The sequence below is a fragment of the Nocardiopsis sp. CC223A genome, assembly GCF_030766825.1.
In the GTDB taxonomy this organism is placed as follows: Bacteria; Actinomycetota; Actinomycetes; order Streptosporangiales; family Streptosporangiaceae; genus Nocardiopsis.
The window spans coordinates 1-18,022 of record NZ_JASFDV010000113.1 but is presented as its reverse complement, the minus strand read 5'-3'; the positions used below and the strand labels follow the sequence as shown (position 1 = coordinate 18,022).

The window sequence follows — 18,022 nt, the reverse complement described above, 5'->3', positions numbered from 1 at the left end:
GAGAACCGCCGCCCTCCACCCCGGGGGGTTGTCCACCCGCCCGGGACGCCCGGCCCCATCCGGTAGGGAGAACCGCCGCCCTCCACCCCGGGGGGTTGTCCACCCGCTCGCAAACCCCGACCCCAGCCGTGTCACGCCAGTGGGGTGCCCGGCCCCAGGGGGTCTTCGCGACAGAGGTGAAGGTTTCCAAAAGCTCAGCCGCTTGGAAACGGACGGGGCGCTACGCGTGGGCCCGGCCCCGGCCGCAGTCGGCGCCCGGCAGCTTGTGGAGGGAATCGTTGGGCGCACGTCCCGGGCGGTGGGGGTGTGACTGCCGGAGCCGGGTGCACGCGGAGCGTGCACACCCGCACCGCTTGGGGCGGGAGGCAATGGTCCGCCTGCAAAGGACAGGATGCTCCACGCTCGCTTGAAAGCCCGACCACAGGTGGGGTAACCCCGACCGTGCCCGCCCTCCGCCACCACAGGGGGTGAAAGGAAGGAAGATGGGCAACTTCCTGTTTCTGGGCGGGGAAGGTCACCGCAGCCCTTCACCCCTGCGGCGGAGGCCCCGCCCCCACCCGCCCAACGGTCCTACCCGCCCAACGATGGTGTCCCATCGAGTGGTGTGACTTTTCCGGTCCTGTTCCCGCGGATGCGCGTCAGCGGTGTCGGGCGGATCGGTGCACCGCCGCCTCCGGCGGCTTCTTCATCCCGGCCGGCGGGCCGCCGGTACGCGGTGGCCGCCCGGCTTCGGCCGACCATCGCGATGACCCGCAAGGACGCACCCGCGCGAAAATCACACCACTCCCGGGGACGTGACCGTCCTACCCGCCCAACGGTCTTACCCGCCCGGCGCCCCCACCCACCCCCACCCACCCCCGCCCCCACCCCCACCCCCCGAGGTCCCGTCGGGCCTTTCGCCCGACCATGTGAATATGCACCATTTCTAGCAATGCTTCTCATGTCCTTTTTGTGATTTCACTTTTGTGATTTTCTTGATCTCTCTTGCCGGGAAATTTTCGCTTCGGGTCGGAAGTCCCTTAAAGGGCGGTGGAACAGTAGTAGCTGTTCCATTGGAAAAGCATGAAAGGGAGGGCCATGCCCTACGGATCGGCAACGGGTTCGGGAGCCGTACTGGCGGCCACCGGCCTGGCCACGGGACACCTGTGGCTCATCGCGATCGGTCTGGTGCTGACACTCGTCGGCGCACTTTTCATCAGGGTCTCGTTCCGGGCGGACAGGGGACCGACCGAGTGACGACGGAACACGGATCCGAGGAACTGCCGAGCGCGCGCTGTGTGCGCCCCGGAATGGTCGCCGCACTGGCGGCGCTGGCCCTGAGCGGGTTCTTCGCCTGGGGTGCCGCGCACCTCGTGGTGATGATCCGCCACGGGGTGGGCGCCGAGACCAGCCTGGGACTGGTGTGGTTCGCGTGCTTCGCACTGCTGTGGTGGGTCCCGCTGGCGTGGCTCGAACGCCCGATGCGGGCCACCGAGGAGCAGACCGCCGAACTCGACCGGCTGTTCGTCACCGTGCAGATCCCGGTCTACAACGAGGACCCCCGGGTGCTGGAGATGTGCCTGCGCTCGGTCCTGGAACAGAGCCGCCCGGTGGACCGGATCCGGGTCGTCGACGACGGTTCCACCGACCCCGACACCGGGGCGGTGGCCGACTACGCCGACATCCGGGACCGGTTCCTGGACCGGGCCGCCGCGGCCGGGGTGGCGGCCACCTGGGACCGCACCCCCAACCGGGGCAAGCGCTACGCCCAGATGCACGTCCTGGCCCAGGACGACGCCGACATCTTCGTGACGCTCGACAGCGACTCGGTCATGGACCGGCACGCCGTGCGGGAGGGGCTCACGCCCTTCGCGGACCCGAAGGTGCAGTCGGTCGCCGGGCACGTCATCGTCCTCAACCGGGACGCCAACGTGCTGACCCGGATGACCGGCCTGCTGTACCTGCCGTTCACCCGGGGGCTGCGCAGCGCCCAGTCGGTCCTGCGCCGGGTCACGATCAACTCGGGGACGCTGGCCTTCTACCGGGCCCGCCTGGTCCGGGACCGGGCCGGGGTCTACGAGAACGAGACCTTCATGGGCCGCCCCATGCAGATGAACGACGACTCCATGCTCACCTTCTACGCGCTGCTCGAAGGTGACACGGTCCACCAGCCCTCGTCGCTGGTCTTCACCCTGGTGCCCGAACGCGCCGGGCACTACTTCGGCCAGCAACTGCGCTGGATGCGCGGCACGACCGTCCGGCACCTGTGGTGGCTGCGCTACATGCCGGTGCGGGGCGTCGTGTTCTGGGGGACGGTGCTGGAGTACCTCCACCTGTTCCTGGGGTACGCGATCCCCCTGCTGATCCTGGCCCACCCGGGGCTGCGGGCCCAGGCCGGGGACATCGCCGTGGCCGCGCTGGTGATCGGGACGGCCGTAGGCTACCTGATCTCGTTGCGGATCTTCACGATCGTGCGCTCGGACGAGACGGTGCTCCAGAGGTTCCTGTTGTTCCTGCTGGCACCGGTGGCCACGGTGTGGCGGCTGCTCTTCCTGCGGCCCCTCTACCTGTACGCGATGCTCACCTGCGGGCGCGTCGCCCAGTGGGGGACCCGGGACAGGGTCGAGGTGTCCCTGCCGACCGGGACCGCCGTGAAGTGACGCCGGAGGGCGGCGCTCGGGAAGGGCGCCGCCCTCCGTGCGACCGGCGGCGGCAAAGGGACGTTGACCGCTCCTTGGCCCTGATCCGTGCGCGGGACGGGTAGGTCCGCCCCGGAACTCTCACGGTTCCGGGGTCGGCCGGGACCGAACAGCACACCTTCAGGAGGGGCCCATGACGCGTGCCACCGGGACCGGGAGCAGGACCGCGGGCGTTCCGCGGACCAGGCGGGGGGACGACCACACGGGTGCGCCGGGGCCGTCCCCGGACGACACCGCCGACTTCGACAACGCCAACCGCGGCTTCATCGCCGCCGGCCCGCAGCACATCACCGGTGAGGACGGCAGGACCGTCTGGGACGTGCGCGACTTCTCCTTCCTCCTCGACGGCGCCGAGACCGCGCCGCCGACCGTCCACCCGCACCTGTGGCGGCAGAGCAGGCTGACCGCGATCAACGGCCTGTTCGAGGTCACCGAGGGCGTCTACCAGATCCGCGGCATGGACCTGTCCAACATGACGCTCATCGAGGGCGACACCGGGGTGGTCGTCATCGACCCGCTGGTGTCGGAGGAGGTCGCCGCCGCGGGGCTGGCCATGTACCGCGGACACCGCGGGGACCGCCCCGTCACCGCGGTCGTCTACACCCACCCGCACCTGGACCACTTCGGCGGCGTGGCCGGGGTCGTGGACGAGGCGGACGTCGCTTCCGGCAGGGTGCCGATCGTGGCACCCGAGCACTTCATGGAGCACGCGGTCTCGGAGAACGTCTACGCCGGCACCGCGATGATCCGGCGCGGCATGTACTTCACCGCCTTCGACCTCGCCCCCGGCCCCGAGGGCTTCGTGGGGGTGGGCCTGGGCGGCGGCACCTCCCGGGGGAGGGTGGGGCTGATCCCGCCGACCCTGGAGATCACCCGCACCGGCCAGGAGGAGACCCTGGACGGGGTCCGGTTCGTCTTCCAGATGACCCCGGGCACCGAGGCCCCCGCGGAGATGAACTTCCACCTCCCCGACCTCCGGGCCCTGTGCACCGCCGAGAACGCCTGCCACACCCTGCACAACCTGCTCACCCTGCGCGGCGCCCAGGTCCGCGACGCCCGCATGTGGTCGCGCTACCTCAACGAGACCATCGAGCTGTTCGCCGACGACTCCGACGTGGTCTTCGCCTCCCACCACTGGCCGACCTGGGGCACCGAGGACATCCGCGGGTTCCTCACCGAGCAACGCGACATGTACGCCTACCTGCACGACCAGACGCTGCGGATGATGAACAAGGGGGCGACCGGCATCGAGATCGCCGAGGAGCTGCCGCTCCCGCCCGGTCTGGAACAGGCGTGGAGCACCCGCGGCTACTACGGCTCCGTCTCGCACAACATCAAGGCCGTCTACCAGCGCTACATGGGCTGGTTCGACGGCAACCCCGCCCACCTGTGGCAGCACCCGCCCCGCGCCCAGGGCGAACGCTACGCCAGGGCCATGGGAGGAGTCGACGCCCTCGTGGACCGGGCCCGCTCCTTCGCCGACGAGGGCGACCTGAGGTTCGCCGCCGAGCTGGCCTCGCACGCGGTCTTCGCCGACCCCGACCACGCCGGGGCCAAGGACCTGCTGGCCGGGGTGCTGACCCGGCTCGGCCACGGGGCCGAGTGCGCCACCTGGCGCAACTTCTTCCTGGTCGGTGCGCAGGAGCTGCGCGAGGGGGTGCCGCCCACGGCCATCGCCCTGGCCGAGAACATGGCCTCGGCGCTCAGCGTCACCCAGATCCTCGACTCGGTGGGCATCCGCGTCGACGGACCGCGCGCCTGGCAGGAGGAGCTGTCCCTGGACCTGCACATGACCGACAGCGGTGAGCGGTACCGGGCGCTGCTGTCCAACGGGGTGCTCATCCACTACCCCGACCCCAAGGGCGACGGCGCGGACCTGACGCTGACCCTGTCCCGGCCGGAACTGCTGAGGCTCCTGGCCACGGGGGACCTGGACGGGGTCGAGCACGAGGGGGACCCCGGGGTGCTCCGGCGGCTGACGGCGGTCCTGGACGAGGCGCGCCCCGACTTCCCGGTCGTCACGCCCTGAGGGGGCGGGCCGGGAGGCGTCCCCAGCGGCTGCCCGGGAGGCGTCCCCCCGACTTCCCGGTCGTCACGCCCTGAGGGGGCGGGCCGGGAGGTGTCCTCAGCGGCTGCCCGGGAGGCGTCCCCAGCGGCTGCCCGGGAGGCGTCCCCAGCGGTTGCCCGGGAGGCGTCCCCCCGACTTCCCGGGGACCCGCACCCCCGCTACGGAGGGTCATGTCCCGTCGAGTGGTGTGAGAACACCGGCTGTTCGGACAAGGACGAGTCGCCGACCGGGGCGTTGTCGCCTTCGGCACCCGGGGGTCGAACGAAGTCGCACCCCTCGGCGGGACACCACCCTACGGAGCGGCCGACAGGCCGACAGGCCGACCGGCGGCCGGGAGCGGTGCGTCCGCTCCCGGCCGCCGCGTTGCGGGGCGGTGGTCACCGTCCGACCGGACCGGCCTCGACGAACTCGCCGCGCGTGGTCTCCACCACGATCACGAGCTGGTCGGGGACCTGGCCGCGCAGGTCGGCCAGGAGGGTGCCGACCGGCGGCACCTCCCGGGCGCGGACCTCGACGTGCATCGTCCGGGAGGCCGTGTACACGCGGGTGACCGAGGCGTCCGGCTGCTGCGCGATCCAGCGGTCGGCGGCCTCCTCGACCCGGTGCGTCCACACCGTGATCAGGACGGTGGCGGTGGTGTTGGCGGCCAGGAGGACGAACACGACCGTGAACAGCGCGCCCAGGATGATCCGCGGCCTGCGCCCCGAGCCGGCGTCCCCGTCCCCGCCGGCGTCCCCGTCCCCGCCGGCGTCCCCGTGCCCGGCGGCCGCGAACACCACCATGCCCGCGAAGACCAGGGCGAGCAGGTTGGACAGGAACAGCACCGCGGCCCCGACCGCCAGCCACAGCGCGCCCTCCCCCAGGCACACGCCCACCACCACCAGGGGCGGGACCAGGGAGATCGCGATGGCCACCCCGGGCAGGACCGCGGCCACATCGCGGCGGCACAGGCCCACCGCCCCGGCCGCCCCGGTGGCCAGGGCGGCGACCAGGTCCAGCAGCCCGGGGGAGGTCCGCCCGGCGACCTGGCTGTTCTGGAGCAGGTCGTAGCCGCCGGGGACGACCACGGAGAACACCAGGCCGACACCGATCACGAGCAGGCACCCCAGGACGACCGTGCGGACCGAGTCGGTCCGGCTCCGGCGGACGATGCCCAGGGCGATCCCCATGATCGGGGTGGACAGCGGGGCGATGATCATCGCCCCGATCACCGTGGCCGTGGAGTCGGTCAGGACGCCCCCGGCGGCGATGAGCGCGGACAGCGTGAGCATCGTCCAGAACGCCGATCTCTTGGCGCGGCTGTCGCCCGTGGACAGGTCGAGGTCGTGCACCAGGTCGTCCGTGGTGCGCAGTTGCGAGGCGGGCAGGACGCGTTCGAGGATTCCGCTGAGCATGGGTCGAGTATCGCGACGCGGGCGCCGTGAGCACCGAAGACACGACGGAGGGGCCGCGGCGGGTCGGGCGGCGGCCGGGCCCGGAATGCTCCGCCGAACACGATCTAGGCGGACCGCTGCTGCGCCTTCCACGCTCTGTGGAGCTCGCGCCGGCGGTCGTACTCCTTCTTGGCGCGCTGCCGCGGATCGGCCTCGGGGGTCAGGGCCGCCGGGCCCATGACGTGCAGGAGCGCGTAGTTGAGACGGAACCCCGTTCTGTACAGCAGCGAGAACGAGTCTTTTCCGCTCGGCTTGTCCATGGCCGTCCACCTCACTGATCGCCGGGATCGCGGGTGCACACCGCGTGAATGCGATCGAGTGGAGAATCCACCGTCCCACAGGTCCGCGGCCCCCGCCCGGCCAGCGTATCGGCCCGGATCCGGACGTCCCGGTCGCCCCACCCGAGGCGGGTGCGGCGCACGGGAGGCCCGGGCCCGCCCCCGGTCGTCCGGGCCCGCCCCCGGTCGTCCGGGGGCGGAGCCCGCCTGCCGGGAGAGCGGGGGACGGCCGCCCGCTCTATGCCGACCGGCGGGGGCTACTCGTTGACCAGCAGGATCTTGCCGAAGTGCCCGCCCCCGGTCGTCCGGGGGCGGAGCCCGCCTGCCGGGAGAGCGGGGGACGGCCGCCCGCTCTATGCCGACCGGCGGGGGCTACTCGTTGACCAGCAGGATCTTGCCGAAGTGCCCGCCCGCCTCCAGCCGCCGGTGTGCTTCGGCGGCCTCGGACATGGGCAGGACCCGGTCGATGATCGGTTTGACGGCTCCGCTCCCGACCAGCGGCCAGACCTCCTTCTGCACCCCGGCCACGATGGCGGCCTTCTGCTCCGGGGAGCGCGAACGCAGGGTGGTGCCGTGCACGGAGAGGCGCTTGAACAGCAGGTCGGCGAGGTTGAGCGGCGCCTCCAGGCCGTTCTGGAGGCCGATGACGACCATGCGCCCGTCGGCGGCCAGGGAGCGGATGTTGCGCTCGAAGTAGTCGCCGCCGATGATGTCGAGGATCACGTCGTAGGGGCCGTGGTCGGCGAAGTCCTCGGTACGGTGGTCGACCACCGCGTCGGCGCCCAGCTCCCGCACCCGGGCGGCCTGTTCGGGGCCGCCGACGGTGGTGGCGACGCGGGCGCCGCGCGCCTTCGCGATCTGGATCGCCATGGTGCCGATGCCCCCGGCCCCGCCGTGCACGAGGAAGGTCTCGCCCGCGGCCAGGTTCGCCGTCATGAAGACGTTGGACCATACGGTGGCAGTCGCCTCGGGCAGCGACGCGGCCTCGACCAGGCCCACCCCCTCGGGGATCGTGAGGAGCTGGCCTGCGGGAACGGCGACCTTCTGCGCGTAGCCGCCGCCGGTGAGCAGCGCGGCGACCTCGTCGCCGACCCTCCACCCGGTCACGCCGGGGCCGAGCGCGGAGATGCGGCCGGAGACCTCCAGGCCCGGATAGGGGGAGGCGCCCTCCGGCACGGGGTAGAGGCCGATCCGCTGGACGGCGTCGGCGCGGTTGAGCGCGGTGGCCGCCACGTCGACGACGACCTCGCCGGGTGCGGGCGCCGGGTCCTCGACGTCGGTCCATTCCAGTACCTCGGGGCCGCCGAACTCCTTGATCGTGATCGCCTTCATGACATCTCCTCTGTTCCTCTGTGGCCGGGACGATCGAATGTACGCACTGCTTACATTATGCGTGAAAGTGTGCAGCGTCAACATTGGTTCGCGGTTTCGGTCGGCGATCCGTGTCACGTCGCCCGTGCGGGCGCGTCGGGATTGACCGGGTCCGGCCGCCGAATTAATGTGAGCACTGCAAACACACTGGGGAGGGCGGAACGATGGCGAGCGTGCTCTACGTGATCACCGCGGCGGACCGCTGGACACTGAACGACGGGACGGTCCACCCCTCCGGCTACTGGGCCGAAGAGGTGGCCGTCCCGCACCGGATCTTCACCGAGGCCGGGTGGGACATCACCATCGCGACCCCCGGCGGCAGGGCCCCGACCCTGGACCGTCTCAGTCTGGGCCTGGCGGGCGGGACCCCGGGGAAACGCCGCGCGGTGAAGGCCTACCTGGAGGGCATCCGGGAGGCCCTCGACCACCCGGTGCCGCTCGAATCCGTCGACGCCGACGACTTCGACCTGGTCTTCTACCCGGGCGGACACGGACCCATGGAGGATCTCGCCTACGACGGGACCTCCGGGGCCCTGTTGGCCGACCGGCTGGCCTCGGGTCGCCCCCTCGCGCTGCTGTGCCACGCCCCGGCGGCGATCCTCGCCGCGACCGGTCCCGACGGCGCCTCGCCCTTCGCCGGCCGTCGGATGACCGGGCTGTCCAACCGGGAGGAGCTGCTCAACCGGTTCGCGAGGAAGGCGCCCTGGCTGTTGGAGGACCGGCTCAGGGAGGCGGGCGTGGAGTACTCCAAGGGCCTGATCCCGCTGCGCCCGCACATCGTGGTCGACGGGAACCTCTACACCGGGCAGAACCCGCAGTCCTCGGAGAGGCTCGCCGAGCGGCTGGTCGCCGACATCACCGCCTCCTCCGAGTCCGCGCGTTGACCCGCGTGCGTCAGCGGCCATCCCGCGCCGCCGCATTCCGCGCCGCCGCATTCCGCGCCGCCGCATCCCGCACCGCTCCGCCTCGCACCGCTCCGCCCCGCGGGGCGGACAACCAGGTGCGGTAGCGGCGCAGCGCCCGGCGCTGCCCGACCTGCTCGCGGAGCAGGGCGTACGCCGGGAGGACGCCGGGCCGCGGAGACCTCCCGCGGGCGATGCGCCGCAGCTGGTGGCGTACCTGGGCCATGCCCGCCGCCGAGGCCAGTGCCTTGTTCGACCACGTGACCGGCCGCATCGCCCGGTCGGCCTCGCGGCCGTCCCGCCAGCGGGCGGGCAGGTCCGGGGTGACGGCCAGGGCGGTGCCCATGCCGACGACCGCCACACCGCTCGCCACCACCTCCTCGGCGGTGGCGCGCCGGGTGACGCCGCCGGTGAGCATCAGCGGCAGCGGGCTGGTCTCCACCAGGTCCCGGGCCAGGTCCAGGAAGTAGGCCTCCCGGGCCCGGGTGCGCTCGTCGGCGGAACGGCCGGTCATCGCCGGGCTCTCATAGCTGCCGCCGGACAGTTCCACCAGGTCGACGCCGAGGGGTTCGAGCATCGCGATCACCCGTCGCGCGTCGTCCACGTCGAACCCGCCCCGCTGGAAGTCGGCGGAGTTGAGCTTCACCGCGACCGCGAAGGACGGCGAGACGGCGGCGCGGACCGCGCGAACGACGTCCAGCAGCATCCGTGCCCGGTTCTCCAGCGACCCGCCCCAGGCGTCGGTGCGCTTGTTGACCAGGGGGGACAGGAACTGCGACAGCAGGTACCCGTGCGCGGCGTGGACCTCCACCCCGTCGAACCCGGCCTGTTCGGCGCGCGCGGCCGTGACCGCGAACCGCTCCACCGTGGCCTCGATCTGTTCGGGGGTCATGGCGGTGGGGCGGCCGAAGTTCCCGCTGAGGCGGCCCAGGTCGACACCCACCGCGGACGGGCCCCACACGACGCCGGGCATGTCGGCCCCGACCTGGCGGCCGGGGTGGTTGACCTGCATCCACACCGCGGCCCCGCCGGACCTGGCGGCCCGTGCCCACTCGGTGAAGGGCTCCAGCGGGGCGGCCTCGTCGAGCACCACGCCGGCGGGCCCGGTCAGCGCCTCGGCGTGGACCATGACGTTCCCGGTGATGAGCAGGCCGGTGCCGCCCGCCGACCAGTGCCGGTACAGCGACACCAGTCTCCGGTCGGGCAGCTGGCCCTCGCCCGTCATGCTCTCCTCCATCGCCGCCTTGGCGATCCGGTTGGGCAGCACCGCGCCGGAGCGCAGGCGCAGGGGGGAGTACAATCCGCCGGTCATCACAGTCCCTCTTTCCTCGGGTCCGCATATAATGTGTGCAATGCTCACATTAGAGGGGGGATGTGGGCGCTGTAAACATCAGGGAGGGTGATCCGTGTCGCAAGCGAACGGCAAGTACCACCACGGCGACCTGCGTGCCGCCTGTCTGCGCGCGGCCCGGGAACTGCTGGAGGAGGACGGCGGAGCCGCGCTGTCCCTGCGGGCGGTGGCCCGGCGGGCCGGGGTGTCGGCGACGGCCCCCTACCGCCACTTCGCGGACCGCGACGCGCTCGTCTCCGCGGTCGCAGCACAGGGGTACCGCGAGCTCGCCGAGCACCTGGCCGGGGCGCACCCCGACCCCCGGACCCCGGACGACCTGGCCGAGATCGCCATCGCCTACGTCCGCTTCGCGCTGGAGCGCGCGGCGCTGTTCCGGGCGATGTTCGCCGAGCCCTGCGACCCGAACAGCGAGGAGCGGGTCGCCGCGACCGCCGCCATCTGGGAGTACGTCCACGGCATCGTCCACGGGGTCTTCCCCGGGGCCGACCCCGAGGCGCTCTCCGTCGGGGTGTGGTCCTTCGTCCACGGCCTGGCGTTCCTGCACCTGGACGGCAAACTCGACGCCGCCGACCCCGGGGCGGTCGCCGACCGGGTCCGGGAGACCGTCCGAACGCTGCTCGCCGCCTCCGCGGCGGTGCGGCGGGCGCAGGCGTGACGAAGGGCGGCACCGGCCTCGGAAAGGCCGGTGCCGCCCCGTTCCCGGGCGCGCCGCGCCTCAGCGCACGCCCACGCGCCTCATCACCTTCAGTGCGACCGTCAGGCCCTGCGCCCAGGTCCGGTAGGACACCCCGGCGGGCGGGGCGAACCCCAGCAGCCGCTGGTGCGCGATCGTCTGCGGCTCGGTGTACTTGAGGATGCCCTCGGCGCCGTGGCGGCGGCCCAGCCCCGAGTCGCCCATGCCGCCCATCGGTGCGTCGATGCTGCCCCAGGCCGCCGCGAAGGCCTCATTGACGTTGACCGTCCCGGCGTGCAGCCGGGCGGCCACCGCCCGCCCCCGGGCGCCGCTGCGGCTCCACACGCTGGCGTTGAGCCCGTACGGGGTGGCGTTGGCGCGGGCCACCGCCTCGTCGACGTCGCGGTACCGGTACACCGACACGACCGGCCCGAAGGTCTCCTGGTCGTACAGCGCCATGTCCGGGGTGACGCCGGTGAGGACGGTCGGCTCGTGGAACAGCGGCCCCAGGTCGGGCCGCACCCGGCCGCCGGCCAGGACGGTAGCGCCCTTGGCGACGGCGTCCGCCACGTGCGCGGTGACCGTCTCCAGCTGGGACCGGTTGGTCAGGCTGCCCACGTCGTAGCCGTAGTCGTACCCGGCGCCGATCCGCAGCTCCCTGGTGCGGGCGGCGAACGCGGCGACGAACTCGTCGTAGAGGGCGTCGGCCACGTACATGCGCTCGATGGACACGCACAGCTGCCCGGCCGAGGGGAACGCCGCGGCGATCGCCCCGTCCACCGCGCGGTCGACGTCGGCGTCGTCCAGCACGACCATGGCGTTCTTGCCGCCCAGCTCCAGGGAGGCGCCGATCAGGCGTTCACCGGCGTCTGCGGCGATCCGGCGCCCGCTCGCGGTGGACCCGGTGAACATCATGTAGTCGGCGTTGTCCATGAGCGCCCCGCCGATGGAGCTCCCGCGGCCGACCGCCATCTGCCACACGCCGGCGGGCAGCCCCGCCTCGTGCATCAGGTCCAGCGCCCACAGCGCGGTCAGGGCGGTCTGGGTGTCGGGCTTCTGGACGACGGCGTTGCCCGCCATCAGGGCGGGGATCGCGTCGCCCGCCGCCATGCTCAGCGGGTAGTTCCACGGCGAGACGACGGCGACGACCCCCTTGGGGTGGCGCAGCTCGGTGGTGCGGGTCAGCAGGGGCATCGCGCCCCGGCGGCGCTTGGGCGCCAGCAGCCCCGCCGCCCTGCGCGCGTAGTACCGGGCGGTCAGCGCGATGTCGGTGACCTCCAGGAACGCGTCCCGGCGGGTCTTGCCGTTCTCGGCCTGCATCAGGTCCAGTGCTTCGTCCCGGCGCTCGACGACCAGGTCGTGGAAGCGCAGCATGATCCGCCTGCGCTCGCGCGGCGGGGTGGCGGCCCAGCCCTCCTGGGCGGTGCGGGCCCGCGCGAACGCCGCCTCGACGTCCGCGGGCGCGGAGACCGGAAGGTCGGCCAGCGGGCCCCCGGTGTAGGGGGCTGTGGTGGTCGTCCGGGCGGCGTCCGGGGCGGCCGCGACGTGCGCGGTCAGCCGTCGGATCAGGGCCGGGGTCAGCGTCGGCGGCAGCCCGGGGCCACCGGCGGGTGCGGCGGGTGCGGCGGGGCCGGTGGTCGTGGCGCGGCTCCGCGTCGTCCTCCCGGACGGCGGGCCGCCCGCGGCCTTCGCGGCCATGGTCGGTCCGGTCCCGGGACCGGCCCCGGGACCGGTCGTCGGCTCGGTGTCGGTCATCACTGTCTCCTCTGGTCTTTCGCGCTAGCGGTTGCGCACCGAGATCGGGACCGGCATGTGCAGTGCGGCCTGGCCCTCGGTGGTGACGTCGAACCGGACGGTCCTGATCGGGTCGAGCGAGCGCAGGTCGTCGGACATCCGGCCGCTCCCGGCCTTGAGGACCAGGTCACGGGGTGACCGCGTGCCTCCCGCCGAGAGCACGTTGGTCTGGTTCAGGGTCGAGTGCCAGGCGCCGTCGATCGTCGTGTACGAGGTGAGCGTCGAAACGCGCTCACCGGACGGGTGCGCGGTCTGGGCGGGCGTGGACGCCGACAGCGTCAGATCGTCGCCGCCGGAGTCGTTGCCCACCCGTGCGGTGGTCCTGTCGGAGTCGATGCCGACGTCGAGCCCGGTGACCCACTTGGGGAATCCGTAGCCGTCGTGGCCGCGGACCCGGGCGATGTCGCTGCTGACCGGCAGGGACAGGACGTAGGCGTGGAGGTCGTCGTTCTTGAGGCCCGCGACGAGGTCGACGAACCCGAGCCGGCCGTGCCGGGCGGGCCGGACCGGGATCGCGACGGCGGCCTCGGTGTAGAAGTCGATGTCGCACACGTCGTAGCGGAAGAACATGACCGAGGCCAGCCCCAGACCCGGCGCGACCTCCAGCGGCGCCAGTTCCTGCGGCAGGCGGGAGCGCAGCGCCCGCGACCGGGCGAGCATCGTGACCCGCGCCGTGGAGATCCGGTAGTAGAAGTTCGGCGTGAGCGTCGGGCCGATCGGCGACTCGACCCTGGTCTTGGGCAGTCGGCGGAAGAAGTCGACGCCGCTGACGCGGGGGTCGCGGGCGACCTCGTCCAGATCGGTGTCCATCCGGTAACGGTCGTACAGGCCGCCCCTGGGAACGGCGACCGTGCGGCCGCCGAGGTCGACCTCGACGGTGTCCTGCTGGGCCGGTGACATCGGCATCTCCTCGAACAGCTAATGTGTGCGGTGCTCACATGAGCGTACGCGCACAATGTATGCACCGTCAACAATGAGTGCGGTCACAAACGGCGAGGCCCCCGCCCCGGAACCGGGACGGGGGCCTCACAGCAGGTCAGGAGGACGCGCGGGGTGGCCCGGCGGCGGGTCGGCGCCCGGCCTCCCGGGGTGGGACGCGCCGGACGGCGATACCGCGGGGCGGGAGGACGCCGGCGTCCCCGCCCCGCCCGGCGGATCCCCGCCCGGCGGTCCCGGTCAGCGGGACCCCCGGCAGGTGGCCGATCTTCACGGGCTCATCGGTGCGGCTGGCCAGGAAGTGGTACTCGGCGCCCTCTCCCGCGCGCACGGCCAGTTCGACGCGCCCGCGCAGCTCCTCGGGGAGTTCGCCGCCGATCCCGGCCCCGGCCAGCAGCCGCTCCAGCAGGGCGGTGCGGTGCCCGCCGTCCAGGCGGGTGGAGACGTAGCAGGCGCTGCCGCCGCCGGGGACGGAACGCCGGGTCACCGCCGCGCCGCCCGCCAGGTCGCCGTCGGCGTAGCGGGCCCAGACCTCGGTCCCGGGCGCCGTCACGGTGATCCGGTCCGACCACACGGTCCCGATGCCGCCGTCGTCCAGGACGACGCAGGTGCCCTCGGGCAACGGGGCGAACTCGTCGACGCGCAGTCCCAGCAGGTCGCGCAGCGGCCCCGGGTGGCCGCCCGGGTGGATGTGGTCGTTCTCGTCGACGATCCCGGAGAAGTAGGTGGTGACCAGGTGGCCGCCGCCCGCGACGTAGCCGTGCAGGCGTTCGGCGGTGGGGCCGGGCAGCACGTGCAGCAGGGGCGCGACGACCAGGTCGTACCCCTCCCAGGCGGCGTCGGTGGGCAGCACGTCCACGCGCACACCCGCGTCGAGGAAGGCGGTGTACCAGTCCAGGGCCTCACGGTGCGCGTCCAGCAGCGAACTGGGCAGCGAGTCCCGGCGCACCGCCCAGGACGACTCCCAGTCGAAGACGAGGGCGGCGCGGGCGGGGAGCCTCCACGTCCCGGCGACCTCGGCGAGGTCCTCGGCCAGGACGCGGCCCAGCTCGGTGACGTCGCGGAACACCGGGCTGTCGGGCCCGGCGTGCGGCAGCATCGCCGAATGGTACTTCTCCGCACCGGCGGCCGACTGCCGCCACTGGAAGAAGCAGACGGCGTCGGCGCCGTGCGCCACGTGCAGCAGCGAGTCGCGCGCCAGCTGGCCCGGGGCCTTGGGCGGGTTGACGCGCCGCCAGTTGACCGCGCCGGTGGAGTGCTCCATCAGGTACCAGGGGCGGCCGCGGGCCAGGCCGCCGGTCAGGTTGGCGCTGAAGGAGAGCTCGTCGGCCCCGCCGGGGCCGGGCTGCACGTAGTGGTCGTTGGAGACGAAGTCGACCTCGTGGGCCCAGTCGGCGTAGTTCATCCCCGCGAGGTCGCCCATGACCATGAAGTTGGTGGTCACCGGGATGCCCGGGGCGGCGCGGCGCAGCACCTCGCGTTCGGCCCGCAGGTGGTCGCGCAGGGCGTCGGAGGAGAAGCGCGTGAAGTCGAGCTGCTGCGTGGGGTTGGCGTGCGAGGCCGCCAGCCGGGGCGGCAGGATCTGGTCCCAGCCGGTGTAGCGCTGGGACCAGAAGTCGGTGCCCCAGGCGTGGTTGAGTCCGTCGAGGCCGCCGTAGCGGTCGCGCAGCCAGGCGCGGAAGGCGGCCGCGGCGTCGTCGGAGTAGTCGTAGAAGTTGTGGCAGCCCAGCTCGTTGGACACGTGCCAGGCCGCCAGCGCGGGGTGGCCGCCGTAGCGCCCGGCCAGGGCCCCGGCCAGCTCCAGCGCGTACCGGCGGAACACCGGTGACGTGGGACGCCAGTGCTGGCGGGCGCCCGGCCACACCGTCTCCCCGGTCCGGGTGACCGGCAGCACCTCGGGGTGGGCGGTGGTGAGCCAGGCCGGGGGAGAGGCGGTGGCGGTGGCCAGGTCGACGGCGATGCCGTTCCCGTACAGCCGGTCCATGAGCTCGTCCAGCCAGCCGAAGTCCCAGGTGTCCGGTCCCGGTTGCAGCCGCGACCAGGAGAAGACGCCGAGCGTGACGATGTTGACCCCCGCCCGGCGCATCAGCCGCAGGTCCTCCTCCCACACCTCGCGCGGCCACTGCTCGGGGTTGTAGTCGGCGCCGTAGGCGAAGCGCGGGCGGTCGGGGTCGTGCGGCCAGCGCAGCCAGTCGCGTGAACCGGCGAGGGGCATGGGTGGGTCCCTTCACGGGGCGGGCGGGGGCGGCGGGCGCCGCCCCCGCGGGGCGGGCCGGCGCCTATCCGCCGGCGGTGACGGTGAAGCCCTGGTCCTCGCCGTAGCGGACCGAGGCCTCCTGCCAGGCCGCCAGCCCTTCGGCGAGGGTGGTGTCGGAGACGTAGGCCTGGCCGACGGTGTCGTTGAACAGGGAGTTGGCGTGCGCCTGGTAGGGCAGGTAGGACCACCCCTCGCGCACGTCGGCGGCGGACGCGGCGTAGACCTCGTTGACCCGCTGGCCCCCGAAGTACTCGGACTCGGCGGAGAGGAACTCCTCCGACTCCAGGTCGGCCACGGTGGCGGGGAACGCGCCTCCGGCGAGACGGCTCTGCACGCCCTCGCCCGCGTTGGCGTACTCGATGAACGCGTAGGCGAGGGCCTCGTTCCCGGCGCCGACCGGGACGGCCAGGGAGCTGCCCCCGTTCTCGGCGCTCGCGGTGTCCCCCTCCTCCCAGACGGGCGGCGGGGCGACCCGCCAGGAGCCCGCGGCGGCGGGGGCTCCCGCCTCCAGGTTCAGGCCCATCCAGGCGCCGGTGACGAGGGTGGCGACGGTGCCGTCGCCCAACGCCTGGTACCACTCGTCGGTCCAGGAGCCGACGTCCAGGAGCAGGTCCTCGTCGATGAGCTGCTGCCAGGTGTCGGTGTAGCGCGCGGTGCCCGCGTCGGTGAAGTCGATGGTCACCTCCTCCCCGTCGACCCGGTAGGGCCGCCCGCCCGCCTGCCAGATGAAGGTGGTGGTGCTGCCCGCGTCGCCGTTGTCGGCGGCGATGCGGACGTCGGGGTCGGCCTCCTTGAGATCCCGGGCGGCCTCGACGTACTCGTCCCAGGTGGTGGGCACTTCGACCCCGAGGTCGTCGAACACGTCCTGGTTGTAGAACAGGGCGATGGGGCCGGAGTCCATGGGCAGGGCGTGGACCGCGCCGTCCCCGCCGCCGACGGCGTTCCACGGTCCGGGGGTGTAGGTGTCCTCCAGTGCGTCGGCGCCCAGCGGCGCCAGGTCGGTCAGGTGCCCGGCGATGGTGAACTGGCCCAGCGCGTAGTACTCGATCTGGGCCACGTCGGGCAGCCCGGACCCGGCGGACAGGGCGTTCTGGAGGGCGGTGTACTGCTCGTCCCCGGTGCCGACGTTGACCAGGTCGACGGTGACGTTCGGGTGGGCGGCCTCGAAGTCCTCGACGACCTGGTCCAGGGTGGGCTCCCAGGCCCAGACGGTGATCTCGCCGCCTTCCTCCAGGGCCGTCCGGACGTCCTCGGGGCCCAGGCCGGAGGCGGTGCCGCCGTCGGAGCCGCCTGAGCCGCAGGCGCCCAGCGCCAGGCACAGGGCGCCGGCGACGGCGGCGCGCAGTGCGGTGGGCCGGAGGGCGGTGGGGCGCGGGCGGCGCCGGGGTGTGTTTCGACTGTTCACGGGGGGTCTCCTGGGTCGGGGTTCCGGGGAGGGGGTGGGGGAGGGGGTCAGCCCTTGAGGCTCCCGGCGGTCAGTCCCGACCGCCAGTAGCGCTGGAGCAGCAGGAAGGCGGCGATCAGGGGCACGATCGTCAGCAGCGATCCCGTGATGACCAGGTGGAACACGGGCTCCCCGCCGGCCGTCGCCGCCTGGGCGTTCCAGGCGTTGAGGCCGAGGGTGAGGGGGAACCAGTCGGGGTCGCGGATCATGATCAGCGGCAGGAAGTAGTTGTTCCAGGTCGCCACCATCGTGAAGAGCAGGACCGTGGCGGTGCCGGGCGCCAGCAGCGGCAGCACCACGGAGAAGAAGGTGCGGACCTCCCCCGACCCGTCGATGCGCGCCGCCTCCAGCAGCTCCGCGGGCACGGCCTGGGAGGCGAAGACCCACATCAGGTACAGGCCGAAGGGTGAGACCAGGGACGGGACGATCACCGCCCAGGGGGTGTCGGTCAGCCCCATCCGGCTGAACATCAGGAAGGTGGGCACGGCCAGGGCGGTGCCGGGGACCGCGGCGGCGCCCAGGACCACCGCGAACACGGCCCGGCGCCCGGGGAAGTCGAACCTGGCCAGGGCGTACCCGCCGAGCATCGCCAGCAGGGTGGCGCCGCCGGCGCCCGCCACCACGTAGAGCACCGTGTTGAGCAGCCAGCGCACGAAGGCCCCGTCGCCGTAGGTGAGGGTGGTGGCGACGTTGTCGAACAGGGCGAAGTCGGAGCCGAACCACAGCCCGAAGGAGTTCAGCAGCGACTCCTGGCTCTTGGTGGCGTTGACGACCAGCCAGACCAGCGGCACCAGGGAGTACACCATGACCAGGCCGGTGACCAGGGTCAGGGCGATG

At 72.9% G+C, this 18,022-nt stretch carries 14 protein-coding genes; 5 read left to right on the top strand and 9 right to left on the bottom strand.

Annotated elements, in window-relative coordinates; genetic code table 11:
* The first annotated feature begins 1,077 nt into the window (after nucleotides 1-1,077).
* From QJS33_RS28885 to QJS33_RS28875, 3 genes are all read left to right on the top strand, one after another.
* Nucleotides 1,078-1,236, top strand: a complete 159-nt coding sequence (locus QJS33_RS28885; RefSeq protein ID WP_306371236.1) for an LPXTG cell wall anchor domain-containing protein — start codon at nucleotides 1,078-1,080, stop codon at nucleotides 1,234-1,236.
* Complete coding sequence (locus QJS33_RS28880; protein WP_306371235.1) at nucleotides 1,233-2,639, top strand: glycosyltransferase; 1,407 nt, start codon at nucleotides 1,233-1,235, stop codon at nucleotides 2,637-2,639. The genes QJS33_RS28885 and QJS33_RS28880 overlap by 4 nt, the downstream gene beginning before the upstream one ends.
* Before the next feature lie 172 nt (nucleotides 2,640-2,811).
* Complete coding sequence (locus tag QJS33_RS28875) at nucleotides 2,812-4,707, top strand: alkyl/aryl-sulfatase (RefSeq protein ID WP_306371234.1); 1,896 nt, start codon at nucleotides 2,812-2,814, stop codon at nucleotides 4,705-4,707.
* A gap of 416 nt (nucleotides 4,708-5,123) precedes the next feature.
* On the opposite strand, the gene QJS33_RS28870 is transcribed toward QJS33_RS28875, so the two are convergent.
* The 3 genes from QJS33_RS28870 to QJS33_RS28860 form a co-directional block, all read right to left on the bottom strand.
* Entirely contained in the window at nucleotides 5,124-6,140 is a 1,017-nt protein-coding gene (locus QJS33_RS28870) for a DUF389 domain-containing protein (RefSeq protein WP_306371233.1), read from the bottom strand.
* A 104-nt stretch (nucleotides 6,141-6,244) separates the two neighbouring features.
* Complete coding sequence (locus QJS33_RS28865; RefSeq protein ID WP_306371232.1) at nucleotides 6,245-6,439, bottom strand: hypothetical protein; 195 nt, start codon at nucleotides 6,437-6,439, stop codon at nucleotides 6,245-6,247.
* 390 nt (nucleotides 6,440-6,829) lie between these two features.
* Nucleotides 6,830-7,789, bottom strand: a complete 960-nt coding sequence (locus QJS33_RS28860; RefSeq protein WP_306371231.1) for an NAD(P)H-quinone oxidoreductase — start codon at nucleotides 7,787-7,789, stop codon at nucleotides 6,830-6,832.
* Between the two features lie 203 nt (nucleotides 7,790-7,992).
* Here QJS33_RS28860 and QJS33_RS28855 point away from each other — a divergent pair, with 203 nt between their 5' ends.
* Nucleotides 7,993-8,712 carry a type 1 glutamine amidotransferase domain-containing protein gene (locus QJS33_RS28855; protein ID WP_306371230.1) on the top strand — a complete coding sequence of 240 codons (720 nt, stop codon included), beginning with the start codon at nucleotides 7,993-7,995 and terminating at the stop codon, nucleotides 8,710-8,712.
* A gap of 10 nt (nucleotides 8,713-8,722) precedes the next feature.
* Here the strand turns inward: QJS33_RS28855 and QJS33_RS28850 are convergent, their stop codons facing one another.
* Entirely contained in the window at nucleotides 8,723-10,042 is a 1,320-nt protein-coding gene (locus QJS33_RS28850) for an NADH:flavin oxidoreductase/NADH oxidase family protein (RefSeq protein WP_306371229.1), read from the bottom strand.
* A gap of 94 nt (nucleotides 10,043-10,136) precedes the next feature.
* On the opposite strand from QJS33_RS28850, the gene QJS33_RS28845 reads away from it, so the two are divergent.
* On the top strand, nucleotides 10,137-10,736 hold the full coding sequence (locus QJS33_RS28845) for a TetR/AcrR family transcriptional regulator (protein WP_306371228.1): 600 nt from the start codon (nucleotides 10,137-10,139) through the stop codon (nucleotides 10,734-10,736).
* A gap of 60 nt (nucleotides 10,737-10,796) precedes the next feature.
* On the opposite strand, the gene QJS33_RS28840 is transcribed toward QJS33_RS28845, so the two are convergent.
* The 5 genes from QJS33_RS28840 to QJS33_RS28820 form a co-directional block, all read right to left on the bottom strand.
* Nucleotides 10,797-12,509 (bottom strand): succinic semialdehyde dehydrogenase, encoded by a 1,713-nt coding sequence (locus QJS33_RS28840; protein WP_306371227.1) that lies wholly within the window; start codon nucleotides 12,507-12,509, stop codon nucleotides 10,797-10,799.
* A gap of 24 nt (nucleotides 12,510-12,533) precedes the next feature.
* Complete coding sequence (locus tag QJS33_RS28835) at nucleotides 12,534-13,454, bottom strand: acetoacetate decarboxylase family protein (RefSeq protein WP_306371226.1); 921 nt, start codon at nucleotides 13,452-13,454, stop codon at nucleotides 12,534-12,536.
* Nucleotides 13,455-13,584: 130 nt separating this feature from the next.
* Complete coding sequence (locus tag QJS33_RS28830; protein ID WP_306371225.1) at nucleotides 13,585-15,699, bottom strand: beta-galactosidase; 2,115 nt, start codon at nucleotides 15,697-15,699, stop codon at nucleotides 13,585-13,587.
* 64 nt (nucleotides 15,700-15,763) lie between these two features.
* Nucleotides 15,764-17,146: an ABC transporter substrate-binding protein gene (locus QJS33_RS28825; protein ID WP_306371224.1), complete on the bottom strand. Its 1,383-nt coding sequence runs from the start codon at nucleotides 17,144-17,146 to the stop codon at nucleotides 15,764-15,766.
* Nucleotides 17,147-17,193: 47 nt separating this feature from the next.
* Nucleotides 17,194-18,022: carbohydrate ABC transporter permease (locus tag QJS33_RS28820; protein WP_306371223.1), on the bottom strand; the 829-nt coding region annotated here is incomplete at its 5' end.

Excerpts from the sequence above, each read along its gene's own strand:
- QJS33_RS28870 (WP_306371233.1), bottom strand. The coding sequence starts at position 6,140 with ATGCTCAGCGGAATCCTCGAACGCGTCCTGCCCGCCTCGCAACTGCGC.
- QJS33_RS28875 (WP_306371234.1), top strand. The coding sequence starts at position 2,812 with ATGACGCGTGCCACCGGGACCGGGAGCAGGACCGCGGGCGTTCCGCGG.
- QJS33_RS28835 (WP_306371226.1), bottom strand. The coding sequence starts at position 13,454 with ATGCCGATGTCACCGGCCCAGCAGGACACCGTCGAGGTCGACCTCGGC.
- QJS33_RS28855 (WP_306371230.1), top strand. The coding sequence starts at position 7,993 with ATGGCGAGCGTGCTCTACGTGATCACCGCGGCGGACCGCTGGACACTG.
- QJS33_RS28850 (WP_306371229.1), bottom strand. The coding sequence starts at position 10,042 with ATGACCGGCGGATTGTACTCCCCCCTGCGCCTGCGCTCCGGCGCGGTG.
- QJS33_RS28885 (WP_306371236.1), top strand. The coding sequence starts at position 1,078 with ATGCCCTACGGATCGGCAACGGGTTCGGGAGCCGTACTGGCGGCCACC.
- QJS33_RS28860 (WP_306371231.1), bottom strand. The coding sequence starts at position 7,789 with ATGAAGGCGATCACGATCAAGGAGTTCGGCGGCCCCGAGGTACTGGAA.
- QJS33_RS28865 (WP_306371232.1), bottom strand. The coding sequence starts at position 6,439 with ATGGACAAGCCGAGCGGAAAAGACTCGTTCTCGCTGCTGTACAGAACG.
- QJS33_RS28830 (WP_306371225.1), bottom strand. The coding sequence starts at position 15,699 with ATGCCCCTCGCCGGTTCACGCGACTGGCTGCGCTGGCCGCACGACCCC.
- QJS33_RS28840 (WP_306371227.1), bottom strand. The coding sequence starts at position 12,509 with ATGACCGACACCGAGCCGACGACCGGTCCCGGGGCCGGTCCCGGGACC.